General features: G+C 71.7%; 15 protein-coding genes. 8 read left to right on the top strand and 7 right to left on the bottom strand.

Going from position 1 to position 15,315, the window contains the following annotated elements; all coding sequences use genetic code 11:
• The first annotated feature begins 585 nt into the window (after positions 1-585).
• A complete protein-coding gene (gene trpS / locus ACZ7H1_RS16640) occupies positions 586-1,593 on the top strand; it encodes a tryptophan--tRNA ligase (RefSeq protein WP_470787309.1) in 1,008 nt (335 codons plus the stop codon).
• Between the two features lie 67 nt (positions 1,594-1,660).
• Here trpS and proC read toward each other — a convergent pair whose 3' ends face one another.
• The 5 genes from proC to ACZ7H1_RS16615 all read right to left on the bottom strand — a co-directional run bounded on the left by proC (position 1,661) and on the right by ACZ7H1_RS16615 (position 7,369).
• Positions 1,661-2,473: a pyrroline-5-carboxylate reductase gene (gene proC, locus ACZ7H1_RS16635; RefSeq protein ID WP_470787307.1), complete on the bottom strand. Its 813-nt coding sequence runs from the start codon at positions 2,471-2,473 to the stop codon at positions 1,661-1,663.
• 108 nt (positions 2,474-2,581) lie between these two features.
• Positions 2,582-3,319: an ABC transporter permease gene (locus ACZ7H1_RS16630; protein ID WP_470787306.1), complete on the bottom strand. Its 738-nt coding sequence runs from the start codon at positions 3,317-3,319 to the stop codon at positions 2,582-2,584.
• Positions 3,316-4,137, bottom strand: a complete 822-nt coding sequence (locus ACZ7H1_RS16625) for an ABC transporter ATP-binding protein (RefSeq protein WP_470787304.1) — start codon at positions 4,135-4,137, stop codon at positions 3,316-3,318. The genes ACZ7H1_RS16630 and ACZ7H1_RS16625 overlap by 4 nt, the downstream gene beginning before the upstream one ends.
• Positions 4,138-4,217: 80 nt before the next feature.
• Positions 4,218-5,705 (bottom strand): MFS transporter, encoded by a 1,488-nt coding sequence (locus ACZ7H1_RS16620; RefSeq protein WP_470787303.1) that lies wholly within the window; start codon positions 5,703-5,705, stop codon positions 4,218-4,220.
• Positions 5,706-5,731: 26 nt separating this feature from the next.
• Positions 5,732-7,369, bottom strand: a complete 1,638-nt coding sequence (locus ACZ7H1_RS16615) for an FAD-dependent oxidoreductase (protein WP_470787301.1) — start codon at positions 7,367-7,369, stop codon at positions 5,732-5,734.
• Between the two features lie 260 nt (positions 7,370-7,629).
• Here ACZ7H1_RS16615 and ACZ7H1_RS16610 point away from each other — a divergent pair, with 260 nt between their 5' ends.
• The 7 genes from ACZ7H1_RS16610 (at position 7,630) to ACZ7H1_RS16580 (ending at position 13,001) form a co-directional block, all read left to right on the top strand.
• Positions 7,630-8,748 carry a SchA/CurD-like domain-containing protein gene (locus ACZ7H1_RS16610; RefSeq protein ID WP_470787299.1) on the top strand — a complete coding sequence of 373 codons (1,119 nt, stop codon included), beginning with the start codon at positions 7,630-7,632 and terminating at the stop codon, positions 8,746-8,748.
• Positions 8,749-8,835: 87 nt separating this feature from the next.
• The gene (locus ACZ7H1_RS16605; protein WP_470787297.1) at positions 8,836-9,270 is read left to right on the top strand and encodes a cupin domain-containing protein; all 435 of its coding nucleotides are present in this window, start codon (positions 8,836-8,838) and stop codon (positions 9,268-9,270) included.
• On the top strand, positions 9,267-10,535 hold the full coding sequence (locus ACZ7H1_RS16600; protein ID WP_470787296.1) for a beta-ketoacyl-[acyl-carrier-protein] synthase family protein: 1,269 nt from the start codon (positions 9,267-9,269) through the stop codon (positions 10,533-10,535). The genes ACZ7H1_RS16605 and ACZ7H1_RS16600 overlap by 4 nt, the downstream gene beginning before the upstream one ends.
• Positions 10,532-11,782 (top strand): ketosynthase chain-length factor, encoded by a 1,251-nt coding sequence (locus ACZ7H1_RS16595; protein WP_470787294.1) that lies wholly within the window; start codon positions 10,532-10,534, stop codon positions 11,780-11,782. Before ACZ7H1_RS16600 ends, ACZ7H1_RS16595 begins: the two co-directional genes overlap by 4 nt.
• Positions 11,783-11,875: 93 nt before the next feature.
• Complete coding sequence (locus ACZ7H1_RS16590) at positions 11,876-12,133, top strand: acyl carrier protein (protein ID WP_470787326.1); 258 nt, start codon at positions 11,876-11,878, stop codon at positions 12,131-12,133.
• 1 nt (position 12,134) lies between these two features.
• Positions 12,135-12,614, top strand: a complete 480-nt coding sequence (locus ACZ7H1_RS16585; protein WP_470787292.1) for an SRPBCC family protein — start codon at positions 12,135-12,137, stop codon at positions 12,612-12,614.
• Between the two features lie 54 nt (positions 12,615-12,668).
• Entirely contained in the window at positions 12,669-13,001 is a 333-nt protein-coding gene (locus tag ACZ7H1_RS16580) for a TcmI family type II polyketide cyclase (RefSeq protein ID WP_470787290.1), read from the top strand.
• A gap of 81 nt (positions 13,002-13,082) precedes the next feature.
• Here ACZ7H1_RS16580 and ACZ7H1_RS16575 read toward each other — a convergent pair whose 3' ends face one another.
• Together ACZ7H1_RS16575 and ACZ7H1_RS16570 are read right to left on the bottom strand one after the other, a co-directional pair.
• Positions 13,083-14,159 carry a methyltransferase gene (locus ACZ7H1_RS16575; protein ID WP_470787288.1) on the bottom strand — a complete coding sequence of 359 codons (1,077 nt, stop codon included), beginning with the start codon at positions 14,157-14,159 and terminating at the stop codon, positions 13,083-13,085.
• Positions 14,160-14,194: 35 nt separating this feature from the next.
• Complete coding sequence (locus ACZ7H1_RS16570) at positions 14,195-15,271, bottom strand: right-handed parallel beta-helix repeat-containing protein (RefSeq protein WP_470787287.1); 1,077 nt, start codon at positions 15,269-15,271, stop codon at positions 14,195-14,197.
• Between the last annotated feature and the right edge of the window lie 44 nt (positions 15,272-15,315).

Below are 15,315 nucleotides of genomic sequence, written 5' to 3'. Positions count from 1 at the left end.
TCCGACTCTATCAGATCTTTCCGACCCGATTTCCTCGGCGCTTTCCAGGTTCTCGCTTTCGCGTTTCCCTTTTCGGCGTTTCCGACTCTATCAGAACCTTTCGGTCCTGACTCCCAGTCAGCGGGCTTGTCTTCCTTGCCCGTTGGGCCGTTCCGACGAGTGAGACCTTAGCGGATTCCTTACCCCCGAACCTAATCGGCGGTCGTGCCTCTCGGACACGGATTCCTCATTCGCAAATACGCATGAAAACGAGACGACAGGGTGCGTCGTTCGTTCGAATGGTTGGTGCGGAATGGCTGTCCGGGGACCGACCGGAGTCGGCGCTCACGTCGGACAACTCGGAGAACACTACGGATGCGAGGGTTCCGTGTCAACCGCCGGACAGACGTCACCCCCGGGGTCTACGCTGGGTCCCATGACTACGCATGCGCCCAACCTTCGCTGGTGGGCCGCCTGACGGCGGCCGACCTCCAGACGAACGCGCGCATGCGCTCACGGCCGCCGCCCTCGGCGGCCGTTTCTGTTTCCCCTGGGAGCTCCGGCCACCGAGCCGGCGCACACCACATCACAGGGAGAAGCAGAGAGATGAAGCGGATCTTCAGCGGGATCAAGCCGACCGGGCACCTGACGCTGGGCAACTACCTCGGGGCCGTCCGCCAGTGGGTCGGGACCGGCCAGTTCGAAGACGAGGCCGTCTTCTGCGTGGTCGACCTGCACGCACTCACCGTCGAGCACGATCCAGCCCGCGTGCGGCGGCTCAGCAGGCAGGCGGCGACCCTGCTGCTCGCCGCCGGCCTCGACCCCGGGCGCTGCACCCTTTTCGTACAGAGCCATGTGGACGAGCACGCCCGCCTCTCCTACCTGCTGGAGTGCACGGCCACGGACGGCGAGCTGCGGCGGATGATCCAGTACAAGGAGAAGGGCGCGCGGGCGCAGGCGGCGGGAGAGGGCGTACGGCTGTCGCTGCTCACCTATCCCGTGCTGATGGCGGCCGACATCCTGGCCTACGGGACGCACGAGGTCCCCGTGGGTGAGGACCAGCGGCAGCACGTCGAGCTGACGCGGGACCTCGCCGTCCGCTTCAACCAGCGCTACGGGCACACCTTCACCGTCCCGAAGGCCACCCACCCCAAGGTGGCGGCGAGGGTGATGGACCTCCAGGACCCCACGTCGAAGATGGGCAAGTCCCACGAGGTGTCCGCCGGGGTCGTCTACCTGCTCGACGAGCCGGGCGTCGTGCGCAAGAAGATCATGCGGGCGGTGACCGACAGCGGGAGCGAGGTCGGGTACGACCGGGAGGCCAAGCCGGGCGTCAGCAACCTGCTCGACATCCTCGCCGCGTGTACGGACGGCGATCCGGAGAAGCTGGCGGAGGACTACGGGTCGTACGGGGCCCTCAAGAAGGACACGGCGGACGCCGTCGTCGAGCTGCTGCGCCCGGTGCAGCAGCGGCACACCGAGCTCTGCGCCGATCCGGGGCGGGTGGATGCGGTGCTGCGGGAGGGTGCCGCGCGGGCGCGGGCGATGGCCAGGCCGGTCGTCGACGCGGCGTACGCAGCGATCGGCCTGCTGCCGCCCGTCCAGGGGGAGTAGGGGTGTAGAGGAGGGGTGTAGTGGAGGAGAGGGCGCCCCTCTCCTCCACTGTGCCGGTCGGCCCGGGTCAGCTGCCGGTGCCGGAGGCGAGCTCGCGGCTGCGGTCGCGGGCGGCTTCGAGGGCGGCGATCAGGGCGGCCCGCACGCCGTGCTTCTCCAGCTCGACGATGGCGTTGATGGTCGTACCCGCCGGGGAGGTGACGGCCTCGCGGAGCTTCACGGGGTGTTCGCCGCTGTCGCGGAGCATCACGGCCGCGCCGATGGCGGCCTGGACGATCAGGTCGTGGGCCTGGGCGCGCGGGAGGCCGAGCAGGATGCCGGCGTCCGTCATGGCCTCGACGAGGTAGTAGAAGTACGCGGGGCCGGAGCCGGACAGCGCGGTCGCGGCGTCCTGCTGGGATTCGGGGACGCGGAGCGTCTTGCCGACGCCGCCGAAGATCTCCTCGGCGTGGGCGAGGTGCTCGGCGGTGGCGTGGCTGCCGGCCGAGATGACGGACATGGCCTCGTCGACGAGGGCGGGGGTGTTCGTCATGACGCGCACGACGGGCGTGCCGGGGGCGAGGCGCTCCTCGAAGAAGGAGGTCGGGACGCCCGCGGCGCCGCTGATGACGAGGCGGTCGGCGGGCACGTGCGGCGCGAGCTCTTCGAGGAGCTTGCCCATGTCCTGCGGCTTGACGGTGAGGATGAGGGTGTCGGCGCGCTTGGCGGCTTCGGCGTTGCTGACGGCCTCGACTCCGTAGCGGGTACGGAGTTCCTCGGCGCGCTCGGCGCGGCGGGCGGTCACCAGGAGCTTGGACGCCGGCCAGCCGCCTCGGATCATTCCGCTGAGGAGGGCCTCACCGATCTTGCCGGTGCCGAGGACTGCGACTGTCTGGGTCATACGGGCTCACCTCGCCGAGCGGTCTGTGCTGCGTACGTCCACATCCTTGCACCCGGACGGGGCGCCGGGGCGGGAGTGTCCGATGGGCGGTCGGGGCGGTGCGGGCGGTCAGGGCGTGCGGCGGCGGAGGGTGGCGGCTCCGAGGCACAGGACGACGAGGGCGCAGCCGGCGACGACGAGTGCGTCGCGGACGAAGTCGCCGGTCACGTCGGTGTGCCGCATGACCTGGTTCATGCCGTCGACGGCGTAGGACATGGGGAGGACGTTCGAGACCGCCTCCAGGACGGGCTGCATGGTGTCGCGGGGTGCGAAGAGTCCGCAGAGCAGCAGCTGGGGGAAGATCACGGCGGGCATGAACTGGACGGCCTGGAACTCGGAGGCGGCGAAGGCCGAGACGAACAGGCCGAGTGCGGTGCCGAGGAGTGCGTCGAGCAGTGCGACGAGGAGCAGGAGCCAGGGGGAGCCGACCACGTCGAGGCCCAGGGCCCACAGGGCGGTGCCGGTGGCGAGGACGGACTGGATGACGGCGAGGGCGCCGAAGGCGAGGGCGTAGCCGCCGATCAGGTCGCCTTTGCCGAGGGGCATGGCGAGGAGGCGTTCGAGGGTGCCGGAGGTGCGTTCGCGCAGGGTCGCGATGGACGTGATCAGGAACATCGTGATGAGCGGGAAGATGCCCAGGAGCGAGGCGCCGGTGTTGTTGAAGGTGCCGGGGCTGCCGTCGAAGACGTAGCGGAGCAGCACCAGCATGAGGACCGGGACCAGCAGCATCAGGGCAATGGACCGGGGGTCGTGGCGGAGCTGGCGCAGGACGCGGGCGGCGGTGGCGAGGGTGCGGGCGGCGTTCATCGGGTCTCCTGCACGGCGGCGGGTGCGGTGGCGGGTGCGGTGGCGGCGGGTGCCTCGGCGGCGGCCTGGTCCACGAGGCGCAGGAAGCCTTCTTCGACGGTGTCGGCGTCGGTGCGGGTCCGCAGCGCGTCGGGCGTGTCCTCGGCGAGGATCCGGCCCTCGCGCATGAGGAGGAGGTTGTGGCAGCGCTCGGCCTCGTCCATGACGTGGGAGGAGATGAGGAGGGTGGCTCCGCGTGCGGCGATGTCGTGGAAGAGGTTCCACAGGTCGCGGCGGAGTACGGGGTCGAGGCCGACGGTCGGTTCGTCGAGCACGAGCAGCTCGGGGGATCCGAGGAGGGCGACGGCGAGGGAGACACGGCTGCGCTGGCCGCCGGACAGGTTGCCGGCGAGGGCGTCGGCGTGGCCGGTCAGGTCGACTTCGTGGATGGCCCGGGCGACGCCTTCGCGGCGGCGCCGGGCTGCGGCGCCGCGTCCGGGGTCGAGTACGGCGGCGAAGTAGTCGAGGTTCTGCCGGACGGTGAGGTCGTCGTAGACGGAGGGCGCCTGGGTCACGTAGCCGATCCGGGAGCGGAGCTCGGGGGCGCCGGCGGGCTGTCCCAGTACGTCGAGGGTGCCGGTGACGTGGGCCTGGGTGCCGACGATCGACCGCATCAGGGTGGACTTGCCGCAGCCGGAGGGGCCGAGGAGGCCGGTGATCCGGCCGCGCGGGACGTCGAAGTCGATGCCGCGGACGACGGTGCGGGGGCCGCGGGTGACGAAGAGGCCGCGGGCGTGCACGGCGGGCGGCGGTGTCCCCGCAGGGGTTTTATTCATCATGTGATGAATAATGCTCCTGCGGCTGCTCCCCGTCAATCGCCGGAGTCGGTGTATCGGGTGCCGTCGGGAGCGGTCGGGTGTCAGAAGTCCCGGGGAGCCGGGGCCCTGGGGGGCGCGACCGGCTCCGGCGCGGGGACGGGGTGCGGGTCGCGGATCAGCAGCAGCGCCATCACGCCGGCGAGGATGCCGACGAGCCCGGCGGCCAGGGTGGTGGTCGTGAGGGCAGAGGCGAAGGCCTCGCGCAGCGTGGAACCGGGCAGGGCGGCGGTCAGTTCGCGGGCGCCGCCGCCGGCCAGGACGTGGGCCTCCCCGGCGGTGAGGGGCGGGATCATGCTGCTGGTGAGGATGGTGCCGGTGACGGCGACGCCCACGGCGTAGCCGAGCTGGCGGAAGGTGCTGACGGCTCCGCCGGCCATGCCGGCGCGCTCCCGCGGCACCGAGTCGAGCGCGGCGCCGGCGAGGGCCGGGGAGACCAGTCCGGTGCCGAGGCCCGCGAGCGCGAGGCCGGGCACCAGCACGGTCCAGGAGGAGTCGGCGGAGACGAAGCCCTGGGCTGCGGTGCCGAGCCCGACGAGGATCAGGCCGAGGCCGATGACGAGCCGGCGGCTGACCCCGCGCAGCAGGCGGCCGCCGACCGCGGCGACCACGAAGGCCGTGGCGGCGAGCGGGAGGACCGCGAGGCCGGCCCGCGCCGGGCTGAGGCCGAGCACGGTCTGGAGCCAGATGGAGAGGTACGGGAGAACCGCGAAGGCGGCGGCGTTGAACGCGAAGGCCCCGGCCATGACGGCGACGAAGGAAGGCGTGCGGAAGAGCGAGAGGTCGAGGAGGGGGTGGGTCGTGCCGTTCTCCACGGCGACGAAGGCGAGCAGCGCGAGGAGGGCGACGGCGAGCGTCGTCAGGGTGCGCGGGGAGGTCCAGCCGAGCGCGCCAGCGCGCTCCACGCCATACGTCACGGCCCCGGCGAACAGGGCGAAGGTGGCCGTGCCCGCCCAGTCGATACGGGACTCCTGCGGGGAGCGGGACTCGGGCACGGTGCGCCGGGTGAGCCAGATGCCTACGACGCTGACCGGGATGTTCACGAAGAAGATCCACCGCCAGCCGGGGCCCTGGGTGAGCAGCCCGCCCAGGATCGGCCCGATGGCGGAGCCGGTGCCGCTGACCGCGCCCCACAGGCCCAGGGCGACCGCGCGGTCCTTGCCCTGGTAGACGGAGCCGAGCAGCGGCAGGGTGGTGGCGAACATGGCGGCGGCGCCGACGCCCTGGACCATCCGGGCGCCGACCAGGAGCGCCGGCGACCACGCCAGCCCGCAGGCCAGCGAGGCGGCGGCGAACAGGGCGACGCCCAGGACGTGGACGCGGCGCCGCCCGAGCCGGTCGGCCGCGGTCCCGAAGCCGAGGACGAGGGCGGCGAGCGCCAGGGCGTAGCCGCTGATGACCCACTGCAGGTCGGACAGGGAGGCGTCGAGCACCCGCGCCATGTCGGGCAGGGCGACGACGACGATCGTGACGTCGAGCAGCAGCATGAACGTCGACAGGCAGACCGCCGCCACCGGCCCCCACTTGCGCATGACCATTCCCCGTCCGTCCCGGCCGGTCAGGCGCGGTGGAGCAGCGTGGTCATGGCCGTGTGGAGTTCGGCTTCCGGGTCGGCGACGGCCGTCGCCGCGCGCCAGGCGACGAAACCGTCGGGGCGTACGAGGACGGCGCCGTCGGGGCTCGTGCCGTGGCGCTGCGCCCAGTCGTCGCCGCTGTCGCCCGCGGGGTTCAGGTCGGCGGCGGCGCCGGTGCCGATGGTGTGGGCGGTGAGGGGTGCGCGGAGCCGTTCGGCGACCCGCCGGGCCGCGTCCTGCCACGGCGAGCCCTCGGAGCTGAGCAGCACGAAGGTCGTGGTGTACAGGTCCAGGGAGGAGATGCGCTCGCCGGACCTGTACAGCCACAGGTGGGGGGCCCGGGTGCCGGGGGCGCCGGTCAGGTCCATCCGCTCGGGCACGACGGGTGCGCCCGGGTCGGTGCCGACGACGGCGCCGCGGTTGTAGCGGTAGCCCATGGCCACGGTGAGGACCCCGCCCTGGCGGCCGCCGCCGGCACCGGGCGCGGGGGCGTACCCGGGGTGGCTGTGCTCCGCCGAACGGGCCGAGGCGCGCTGGCTGGTCGCGCGGGCCACCGGGAGCCGTTCGGCCTCGTACGTCTCCAGCAGGCTCGGGCCGGCCGCGCCCGTCAGCACCGCGGCGAGCTTCCAGGCGAGGTTGTGCGCGTCCTGGATGCCGGTGTTGGAGCCGAAGGCCCCGGTGGGCGACATCTCGTGGGCGGAGTCGCCGGCGAGGAAGACCCGGCCGGCGGTGTACCGCTGTGCGACGCGCTGCGCGGCGTGCCAGGGGGCCTTGCCGGTGATCTCGACGTCGAGGTCGGGGGCGCCGACGGCCCGGCGGATGTGGTCGGCGCAGCGCTCGTCGGTGAAGTCCTCCATGGTCTCGCCCCGGTCGGGGTGCCAGGGGGCGTGGAAGACCCACCGCTCGCGGTTGTCGACGGGCAGCAGCGCTCCGTCCGCGCCGGGCTTGGTCAGGTAGCAGACGATGAAGCGCCGGTCTCCGATCACCTGCGCGAGTCCGCGGGAGGTGAAGGTGACGCTGACGTTGTGGAAGAGGTCGCCGGGCCCGTCCTGGCCGATGCGCAGCTGCTCGCGCACGGGGCTGCGCGGCCCGTCGGCGGCGACGAGGTAGTCGGCTCGCACGGTGCTGTGCTCGCCGGTCCCGCGGTCCTTGACGACCGCCGTCACGCCGTCCTCGTCCTGGTCGAACGAGAGCAGTTCGGTGGAGAAGCGCAGGTCGGCGCCGAGCGTGGGGGTGAGGTTCTTGAGCACCGGCTCGATGTCGTTCTGGCTGCACAGGCACCAGCCGCTCGGGCTGAAGCGGGCGAGGGCGCCGCCGGGGTCGATCTCCTTGAACAGCCATTCGGAGTCGTCGCCGGTGAGGGAGCCGCCCTGGAGGATGCCGTGGTTGTCGGCGAGGACGGCGGCGGCCTGCCGGATCTGCCCTTCGACGCCGGCGGCGCGGAACAGCTCCATCGTGCGCACGTTGATGCCGCGGCCGCGCGGGTGCAGGGAGGTGCCCGCGTGCTTCTCGACCAGCATGTGCCTGACGCCTTGGCGGCCCAGGAACAGTGAGGTGCTCAGGCCCACCAGGGAGCCGCCCACGATGAGGACCGGCACGCGGTGGTCGACGTTCTCGTTCATCAGTTGCTCCAGCTCCAGCCGCACGGGGGGACGTAACTTCCATGCCCGGTGCGGCGGCCGTTCCCTCCCTCTTTCACCCGCTTGGTTCCCTCATGTAGCGCCGATCGCCCCATCGGACAAACATCGGTTCTGGAGTGCCGCCAGCGCGTAAAAAGGGCGCCGGACTCCGCGGTCCGCTCGTGGGTCACCCACGCGGATTCCACCGACGACTGATGGTGCGTCACGAAGCGTGGCGAGCACCCGGTCGCGAAGGAGCGAAGATGACAACCCTGTCCGAACGGATATCCCAGTCCGCCTTCGACGGCTCCCGGCTTCGGGTCGTCCTGTTGCTGGACCTCCACGACGGCGCCCAGAAGCAGTTCCTGGAGGCGTACGAGCACCTGCGCAACCAGGTGGCATCCGTGCCCGGCCACATCAGTGACCAGCTCTGCCAGTCGATCGAGAATCCCTCCCAGTGGCTGATCACCAGCGAATGGGAGAGCGCACCGCCCTTCCTCGCCTGGGTCAACAGCGAGGAGCACGTCGAGACGGTCCAGCCGCTGCACGGCTGCGTCCGCGACACCCGCTCGCTGCGCTTCAGCGTCCTGCGCGAGACGGGCAAGCCCTTCCAGGAGTTCCCCGAGGGCAAGGGCCACCTGCAGTCGGCCCCGCGGATCGGCGACGGCATCGTCCGCCACGCCCTGACCTTCACGGTCAAGCCCGGCAGCGAGAAGAAGGTCGCCAAGCTCCTGGCCGACTACACCTCGCCGTCCGCCCGCGTCGACGAGACGACCCGGCTGCGCCGCACCTCCCTCTTCATGCACGGCAACCGCGTGGTCCGTGCCATCGAGGTCGAGGGAGACCTGCTTGCGGCGCTGCGGCACGTGGCCCGGCAGCCCGAGGTCCGGGCCCTCGAAGAGGCCATCAACCCGTACCTCGAACAGGACCGCGACCTCAGCGACCCGGACTCGGCGCGGGTGTTCTTCACCCGGGCGGCGCTGCCGGCCGTGCACCACCTGACCGCCGACGGCGGCGAGCCCGCGGACGTCGAGCGCCACGCGCTCTTCTACCCGGCCAAGGAGGGCTGCGGCATGGCCCTGGCCCGGCTGCTGGCCCGCCAGGACGAGGCGGCGGCCGACGACCTGACGAGTCCCGTCGTCAGCAGCACCATCTTCCAGCGCGACGACGTCGTCGTGCGTCTCCTCGACGTACGCGGCCCCCTCGGCTCGCGGCCGGCACTGGCCCTGGGCATCGAGGGCCCCCGCAAGGCGGCGACGTTCGCCCGGCTGCTCGACACCACGCAGGTCGAGGCCCCCGCCGGCGACCGCGACGTCGAGCGGTTCCTCACGCAGGCGCAGATGAGCCTGCTCACCGACCGTCACGCACCGGAAGGCGCCTGACCGCACCTCCGGCACCCCGCACGCGGCGCTGCCGCGTGCGGCGGCGGCCCCCACCCCCGCCTGCACACACCACTGGAGCATGCAGACATGACGACGCACCGCCATCGCATCGTGGACCTCAGCGACATCCAGCCCAACCGCAGGCGCGGAGGCGACCTGCGCGCCATGCTCACACCCACCGCCGTCGGTGCCACCAGCGGCTTCATGGGGCTGGCCCTCATGCAGCCCGGTGAGAGCATCGCCGAGCACTACCACCCGTACTCCGAGGAGTTCGTGTACGTGGTGCAGGGTCTGCTGGAGGTGGACCTCGACGGGGAGCCGCACGAGCTGCGGCCCGACCAGGGCCTGCTGATCCCGATCGACGTACGGCACCGGTTCCGCAACGTGGGGAACACCGAGGCCCGGATGGTCTTCCACCTCGGCCCGCTGGCCCCCCGCCCGGAACTGGGACACGTGGACACCGAGCACACCGAAGGCGCCGAGCAGGGCTGGCCGCCCGAACCGGCTGGGGCGGTGTCGTGACCCGGCGGGTCGCGGTCACCGGCCTCGGCATCGTCGCCCCCGGAGGCGTGGGCACACCGGCGTTCTGGGACCTGCTCTCGAACGGTCGCACCGCGACACGTGCCATCACCTTCTTCGACGCGGCGCAGTTCCGCTCGCGCATCGCCGCCGAGGTCGACTTCGACCCGGTGGCCCTGGGCCTCGACGCGGAGCAGATCGCCCGCTCGGACCGGTACGTGCAGTTCGCGATCGTGGCCGCCCGCGAAGCCGTACGGGACGCCGGCCTCGACCCCGAGAAGGAGGACCCCTGGCGCATCGGCGTCTCGCTGGGCACCGCGGTCGGCGGCACCACGCGGCTGGAGCACGACTACGTCGGCGTCAGCAGCAGCGGAAGCCGCTGGGACGTGGACCACCGGCGGGCCGACCCGCACCTGCACCGGGCGTTCTCCCCGAGCTCCCTGGCCTCCGCGGTCGCCGAGGAGGTCGGCGCCCACGGACCGGTGCAGACCGTGTCGACCGGATGCACGTCCGGACTGGACGCGGTCGGGTACGCCTTCCACGCGATAGAGGAGGGCAAGGTCGACGTCTGCATAGCCGGCGCGTCGGACTCGCCCATCTCCCCCATCACCGTGGCCTGCTTCGACGCCATCAAGGCGACCTCTCCCAACAACGACGACCCGGCCCACGCCTCGCGGCCGTTCGACGCCAACCGGGACGGGTTCGTGATGGGCGAGGGCGGAGCCGTCCTCGTGCTCGAAGAGCTCGAACACGCCAAGGCCCGCGGTGCGACCGTGTACTGCGAGATCACCGGTTACGCCACCTTCGGCAACGCGTACCACATGACCGGGCTGACGCCCGAGGGCCTGGAGATGGCCAAGGCCATCGACACCGCCCTCGCCCACACCCGGATCGCCGGCTCGGCCGTCGACTACGTCAACGCGCACGGCTCCGGCACCAAACAGAACGACCGGCACGAGACCGCAGCGGTCAAACGCTCCCTCGGCGCACACGCCTACGAGGTCCCCATGAGCTCCATCAAATCCATGGTGGGCCACTCCCTGGGAGCCATCGGCGCGATCGAGCTCGTGGCCTGCACCCTGGCGCTCGCGCACCAGGTGGTGCCGCCCACGGCGAACTACGAAACGCCGGACCCCGAGTGCGACCTGGACTACGTGCCGCGCACGGCCCGGCCCCTGAAGCTGCGCACCGTCCTCTCGGTCGGCAGCGGCTTCGGCGGCTTCCAGTCGGCGGTCGTCATGACCCGCCCCGGTGGGAGGACCTCATGAAATCCGGCACAGACCGGCGGACGGTGGTCACCGGCCTGGGCGTCGTAGCCCCCAACGGCATCGGCGTCGAGGCCTTCTGGAAGGCGACGGTGGAAGGCACCACCGTCCTCGACCGGGTGACGCGCGAGGGGTGCGAGCACCTGCCCCTCCGGGTGGCGGGCGAAGTGCGCAACTTCGATCCCTCCGAACTGATCGAGGAGCGCTACCTCGTCCAGACCGACCGGTTCACGCACTACGCGATGGTCGCCGCCGACCTCGCGATGGACGACGCCCGGCTCGGCCGCGCCGACTACGAGGACTCCCCCTATTCGGTGGGCGTCGTCACGGCGGCCGGTTCCGGCGGCGGCGAGTTCGGCCAGCGCGAGCTCCAGCGGCTGTGGGGCCAGGGTTCCCGCTTCGTCGGGCCGTACCAGTCGATCGCCTGGTTCTACGCGGCGAGCACCGGCCAGATCTCCATCCGTGCCGGGCTCAAGGGCCCCTGCGGAGTCGTGGCCAGCGACGAGGCCGGCGGCCTGGACGCCTTCGCCCACGCCGCGCGGGCCGTCCGGCTGGGCACCGACGCGGTCGTCGTCGGTGCCGCGGAGGCACCGCTCGCGCCGTACTCGATGGTCTGCCAGCTGGGCTACGAGGACCTGAGCACGAGCGCGGACCCGGACCGGGCCTACCGCCCGTTCACCTCCGACGCCCGCGGATTCGTACCCGCCGAAGGCGGTGCCGTCCTCGTCGTCGAGGAAGAGGAAGCGGCCCGCCGCCGCGGCGCCCCCGTCCGGGCGACGCTCGCGGGTCACGCCGCGACCTTCACCGGGCCCTCCCGGTGGGAGGAGTCCCGGGAAGGCCTGGCCCACGCGATCCGCGGCGCCCTGCGGGAGGCCGGCTGCGCACCCGGGGACGTCGACGTGGTCTTCGCCGACGCCATGGGGACGCCCGAGGCCGACCGTGCCGAGGCGCTGGCGCTCACCGACGCGCTCGGCGACCACGGCCGGCGGGTGCCGGTGACGGCCCCGAAGACCGGCATCGGAAGGGCGTACTGCGGAGCGCCCGTGCTGGACACGGCCACCGCGGTACTGGCCATGGAGATCGGCCTGATCCCGCCCACGCCGAACGTGTTCGACGTCTGTCACGACCTCGACGTCGTGACCGGCCGGGCCCGCCCCGCCGAGGTCCGCACCGCCCTGGTGCTGAGCCGCGGGCTGATGGGCTCGAACTCCGCGCTGGTCCTGCGGCGCGCCGCCGACCACTCCTCGTGAGCACGTAAGGAGCCCACGAACAGCACGAAACCCAGAAAACACAAGAAGCACAGGAGACACACGAAACGCACGGAACGTCCGAAAGGAGAAGGCATCATGACCGCTCTGACCATCGAAGAGCTGGCCGCCCTGATGAAGAAGGGCGCCGGCGTCACGGTCGACGCCGCCGACATGGCGAGCCGGCCCGACTCCGGCTTCGACGAATGGGGCCTGGACTCGCTGGGCCTGCTCGGCATCGTGGGCGAGCTGGAGAACCGCAGCGGCCTGCCGCTGCCGCCCGACGCGGACAAGTGCAAGACCCCGAGGGAGTTCCTCGACCTCGTCAACGCCACCCTGAAGACTGGAGTCTGAGGTGCCCGGACACACCGAGAACGACATCACCATCGCCGCCCCCCTGGACCTGGTCTGGGACGTCACCAACGACATCGAGAACTGGCCGCGGCTGTTCAGCGAGTACGCGTCGGTCGAGATCCTCGAACGGGAGGGCAACCGGACGGCGTTCCGCCTCACCATGCACCCCGACGAGAACGGCAAGGTCTGGAGCTGGGTCTCCGAGCGGGTCACCGACCGCAAGGCCCTCACGGTCCGCGCCCGCCGCATCGAACCCGGCCCGTTCCAGCACATGAACATCCTCTGGCAGTACTCCGAAGTGCCGGGCGGCGTACGGATGCACTGGACGCAGGACTTCGCGATGCGGCCCGACGCGCCGGTCGACGACGAGTGGATGACCGCGAACATCAACCGCAACTCGCGCATCCAGATGGAGCTCATCCGGGACCGGATCGAACAGCGCGACCCGGAACGCAGCACGGCCTCCGTCAAGGCCACCTGACACCCCGCCGCCACGGTCCGCCGTCCCCGGCGGACCGAGAAGGGATCCGCACCGATGCACCAAGCTCTGATCGTCGCCCGCATGGCACCGGATTCGGCGCCGAAGATCGCGGAGCTGTTCGCCGCCTCGGACTCCGGCGAACTGCCCGGCCTGGTGGGAGTCACCAAGCGCACGCTGTTCCAGTTCGGTGACGTCTACCTGCACCTGATCGAGGCCGACCGGCCCCCCGGTCCCGCGATCGCCAAGGTCAAGGAGCACGCGTCGTTCCAGGACATCAGCCGCCGGCTCACGTCGTTCGTCAGTCCGTACGACCCGGAGACCTGGCGGGACCCGAAGGACGCCATGGCGCACGCCTTCTACCAGTGGCAGCGCGACGCGGCCCCCTGATCCACAGGCACCGGCCGACCGCCCCGACCCGGCAACGACGCCGGGCCGGGGCGCAGGTCCGCGGAACCCTGCGGCTGCGGGTTATGCGGGGACGGTGGACTCGAAGGCGTGCAGGTACGGGTTGACCGGCCGGACCTCGCCCACGACCAGCCCGGCTTCGGCCATCCGGTCGACCAGGCTCTGCTTGGTGTGCTTCGCGCCGCCGACGTTGAGCAGCAGCATCAGGTCCATGGCGGTGGTGAACTTCATCGACGGCGTGTCGTCGACGAGGTTCTCGATGACGACGACGCGGGCGCCGGGACGGGCCGCCGCGATGACGTTCCGCAGGGTCCTGCGGGTGCTCTCGTCGTCCCACTCCAGGATGTTCTTGATGATGTAGAGGTCGGCTTCGACCGGGATGCCGTCGCGGCAGTCGCCGGGGACGATGTCGGCGCGCTGTGCCAGCGCGCCGCCCTCGCGCAGCCGCGGATCGGCCCGCTCCACCACGCCGGGCAGGTCGAGCAGGGCGCCGCGTACCTCCGGGTGCTTCTCCAGCAGGCTCGCCAGTACGTGCCCCTGGCCGCCGCCGATGTCCGCGACCACGGACACTCCGGTGAGGTCGAGGAGCTCGGCGACGTCGCGTGCCGACTGCACGCTGGAGGCCGTCATGGCCTGGTTGAAGACGTGGGCCGATTCGTGTGCGTCCTGGTGGAGGTAGTCGAAGAAGCCCTTGCCGAAGAGGTCGTGGAACACGCTCCCGCCGGAGCGCACCGCCTCGTCGAGCTTGGGCCAGGCCTGCCAGGTCCAGGGCTCCGTGCACCACAGGGTGATGTAGCGCAGGCTGTGCGGGTCGTCCTCGCGCAGCAGCCGGGACATCTCGGTGTGGACGAACTTCCCGTCCTGCGTCTCGGAGAAGATCCCGTAGCAGGTCAGGGCGCGCATCAGCCGGTGCAGGGGCTTCGCCTCGCAGTTCAGTGCCGTGGCGACTTCGGCGGCGGTGGCGGGGGTCTCGCCGAGCGCGTCCGCGACGCCGAGGCGGGCGGCGGCGCGTACCGCCGCGGCGCAGGCGGCGCCGAAGACGAGCTCCCGCAGCCGCATGGCCGGCGGCGGAGGGACGGTGGCGGTGGTGGGGGCGGAGGTGGTGGGGGCAGGGGTGGGGGTGGTGCTCAGGGTGGTCATGCCGTCTCGATTCTCCTGGTGAAGGGGATCGCCGGTCAGCACATCCCGGCGGGCTTGGAGACCCCGCAGCGATTGCGTTCGAAGGTGTTGTCCGTTGCGGCGCCCGCCGCGGTGCTCTGGACGGCCAGGTCCGCCGGTCCGTTGCCCGTCACGGTGTTGTCGCGGATGACGTTGCGGGTGTTGGGGGCGCCCACGACCGACTGGAAGAGCACGACGCCGCCCGAGAACGGCGAGGTGCCGACGTTGTCGCGGATGGTGTTGGAGTGGACGACCGTGGCCTCGGCGCCGGTGAGCACGATGCCGCTGCCCTCGATGACGGGGAGCCGGGCGGTGGCCGGGCAGGACTTGTTGTTCTTCTCGATCAGGTTGCCGTGCAGGGTCATGTCGCCCGCCGCGGGCTTGGACTCGTCTCCCACCACGAACACTCCGGCGCAGTTGCCGGTGAGGGTGTTGCCGGAGGCGGTGAGGTTCCTGATGCGGCGGAAGGTGACGCCGATCCGGTTGCCGGTCATGGTGTTGTCGCGGACCACGGTGCCGAGGGTGTCGGTGGCGCCGCCTTCGGAGTCGACGGTGTTGGCGAGGAAGAGGCCGGCGTCGCCGTTGCCGCGGCCGGTGTTCCGGCGGAAGTCGCCGCGGGTGGACCGCTCCTGGGCGATGCCCCAGACGCCGTTGGCCTCGGAGGTCACCTTGCGGACGGTGAGGCGGTCGGTGCGGGTGGCCCAGAGGCCGTGCTTCGGGAAGCCGGACAGGGTCAGGGAGCGGATGGTCACGCCGCCGAGCGTCGCGTCCGCCGTACCCGTGACGCAGATTCCGTTCCCGGCCTGGGCACAGGCGTTGGCGGCGCGCGCGGCTGCCGGAGCGGGCTTGATCACGGTCGCCGCCCCGGCCCCGACCAGGGTCAGGTCCGGCTTCGTGACGAGCACGCTCTCGCGGTAGGTGCCGGGCAGCACGAAGATGGTGTCCCCCGGCCTGGCGGCGTCTACCGCGGCCTGGATCGAGCGCCCGGGATAGACCGTGTGTGCGACCCGCCCGGCGGACGGCGCGGCTGCGCCGATGCCCGTGGCCACGACGACGGCTGCGCCGGCGACGCACATGAGCTGTCGTTTCGTCATGTTGCCGAAGCTAGGGTCGATCACCGGCGGTCGCCACACGGGGT

This window comes from Streptomyces sp. NPDC037401 (assembly GCF_055602345.1).
This window is presented reverse-complemented; position numbering and strand designations above follow the sequence as displayed.

Excerpts from the sequence above, each read along its gene's own strand:
- trpS (WP_470787309.1), top strand. The coding sequence starts at position 586 with ATGAAGCGGATCTTCAGCGGGATCAAGCCGACCGGGCACCTGACGCTG.
- proC (WP_470787307.1), bottom strand. The coding sequence starts at position 2,473 with ATGACCCAGACAGTCGCAGTCCTCGGCACCGGCAAGATCGGTGAGGCC.
- ACZ7H1_RS16630 (WP_470787306.1), bottom strand. The coding sequence starts at position 3,319 with ATGAACGCCGCCCGCACCCTCGCCACCGCCGCCCGCGTCCTGCGCCAG.
- ACZ7H1_RS16625 (WP_470787304.1), bottom strand. The coding sequence starts at position 4,137 with ATGATGAATAAAACCCCTGCGGGGACACCGCCGCCCGCCGTGCACGCC.
- ACZ7H1_RS16620 (WP_470787303.1), bottom strand. The coding sequence starts at position 5,705 with ATGCGCAAGTGGGGGCCGGTGGCGGCGGTCTGCCTGTCGACGTTCATG.
- ACZ7H1_RS16615 (WP_470787301.1), bottom strand. The coding sequence starts at position 7,369 with ATGAACGAGAACGTCGACCACCGCGTGCCGGTCCTCATCGTGGGCGGC.
- ACZ7H1_RS16610 (WP_470787299.1), top strand. The coding sequence starts at position 7,630 with ATGACAACCCTGTCCGAACGGATATCCCAGTCCGCCTTCGACGGCTCC.
- ACZ7H1_RS16605 (WP_470787297.1), top strand. The coding sequence starts at position 8,836 with ATGACGACGCACCGCCATCGCATCGTGGACCTCAGCGACATCCAGCCC.
- ACZ7H1_RS16595 (WP_470787294.1), top strand. The coding sequence starts at position 10,532 with ATGAAATCCGGCACAGACCGGCGGACGGTGGTCACCGGCCTGGGCGTC.
- ACZ7H1_RS16580 (WP_470787290.1), top strand. The coding sequence starts at position 12,669 with ATGCACCAAGCTCTGATCGTCGCCCGCATGGCACCGGATTCGGCGCCG.
- ACZ7H1_RS16575 (WP_470787288.1), bottom strand. The coding sequence starts at position 14,159 with ATGACCACCCTGAGCACCACCCCCACCCCTGCCCCCACCACCTCCGCC.
- ACZ7H1_RS16570 (WP_470787287.1), bottom strand. The coding sequence starts at position 15,271 with ATGACGAAACGACAGCTCATGTGCGTCGCCGGCGCAGCCGTCGTCGTG.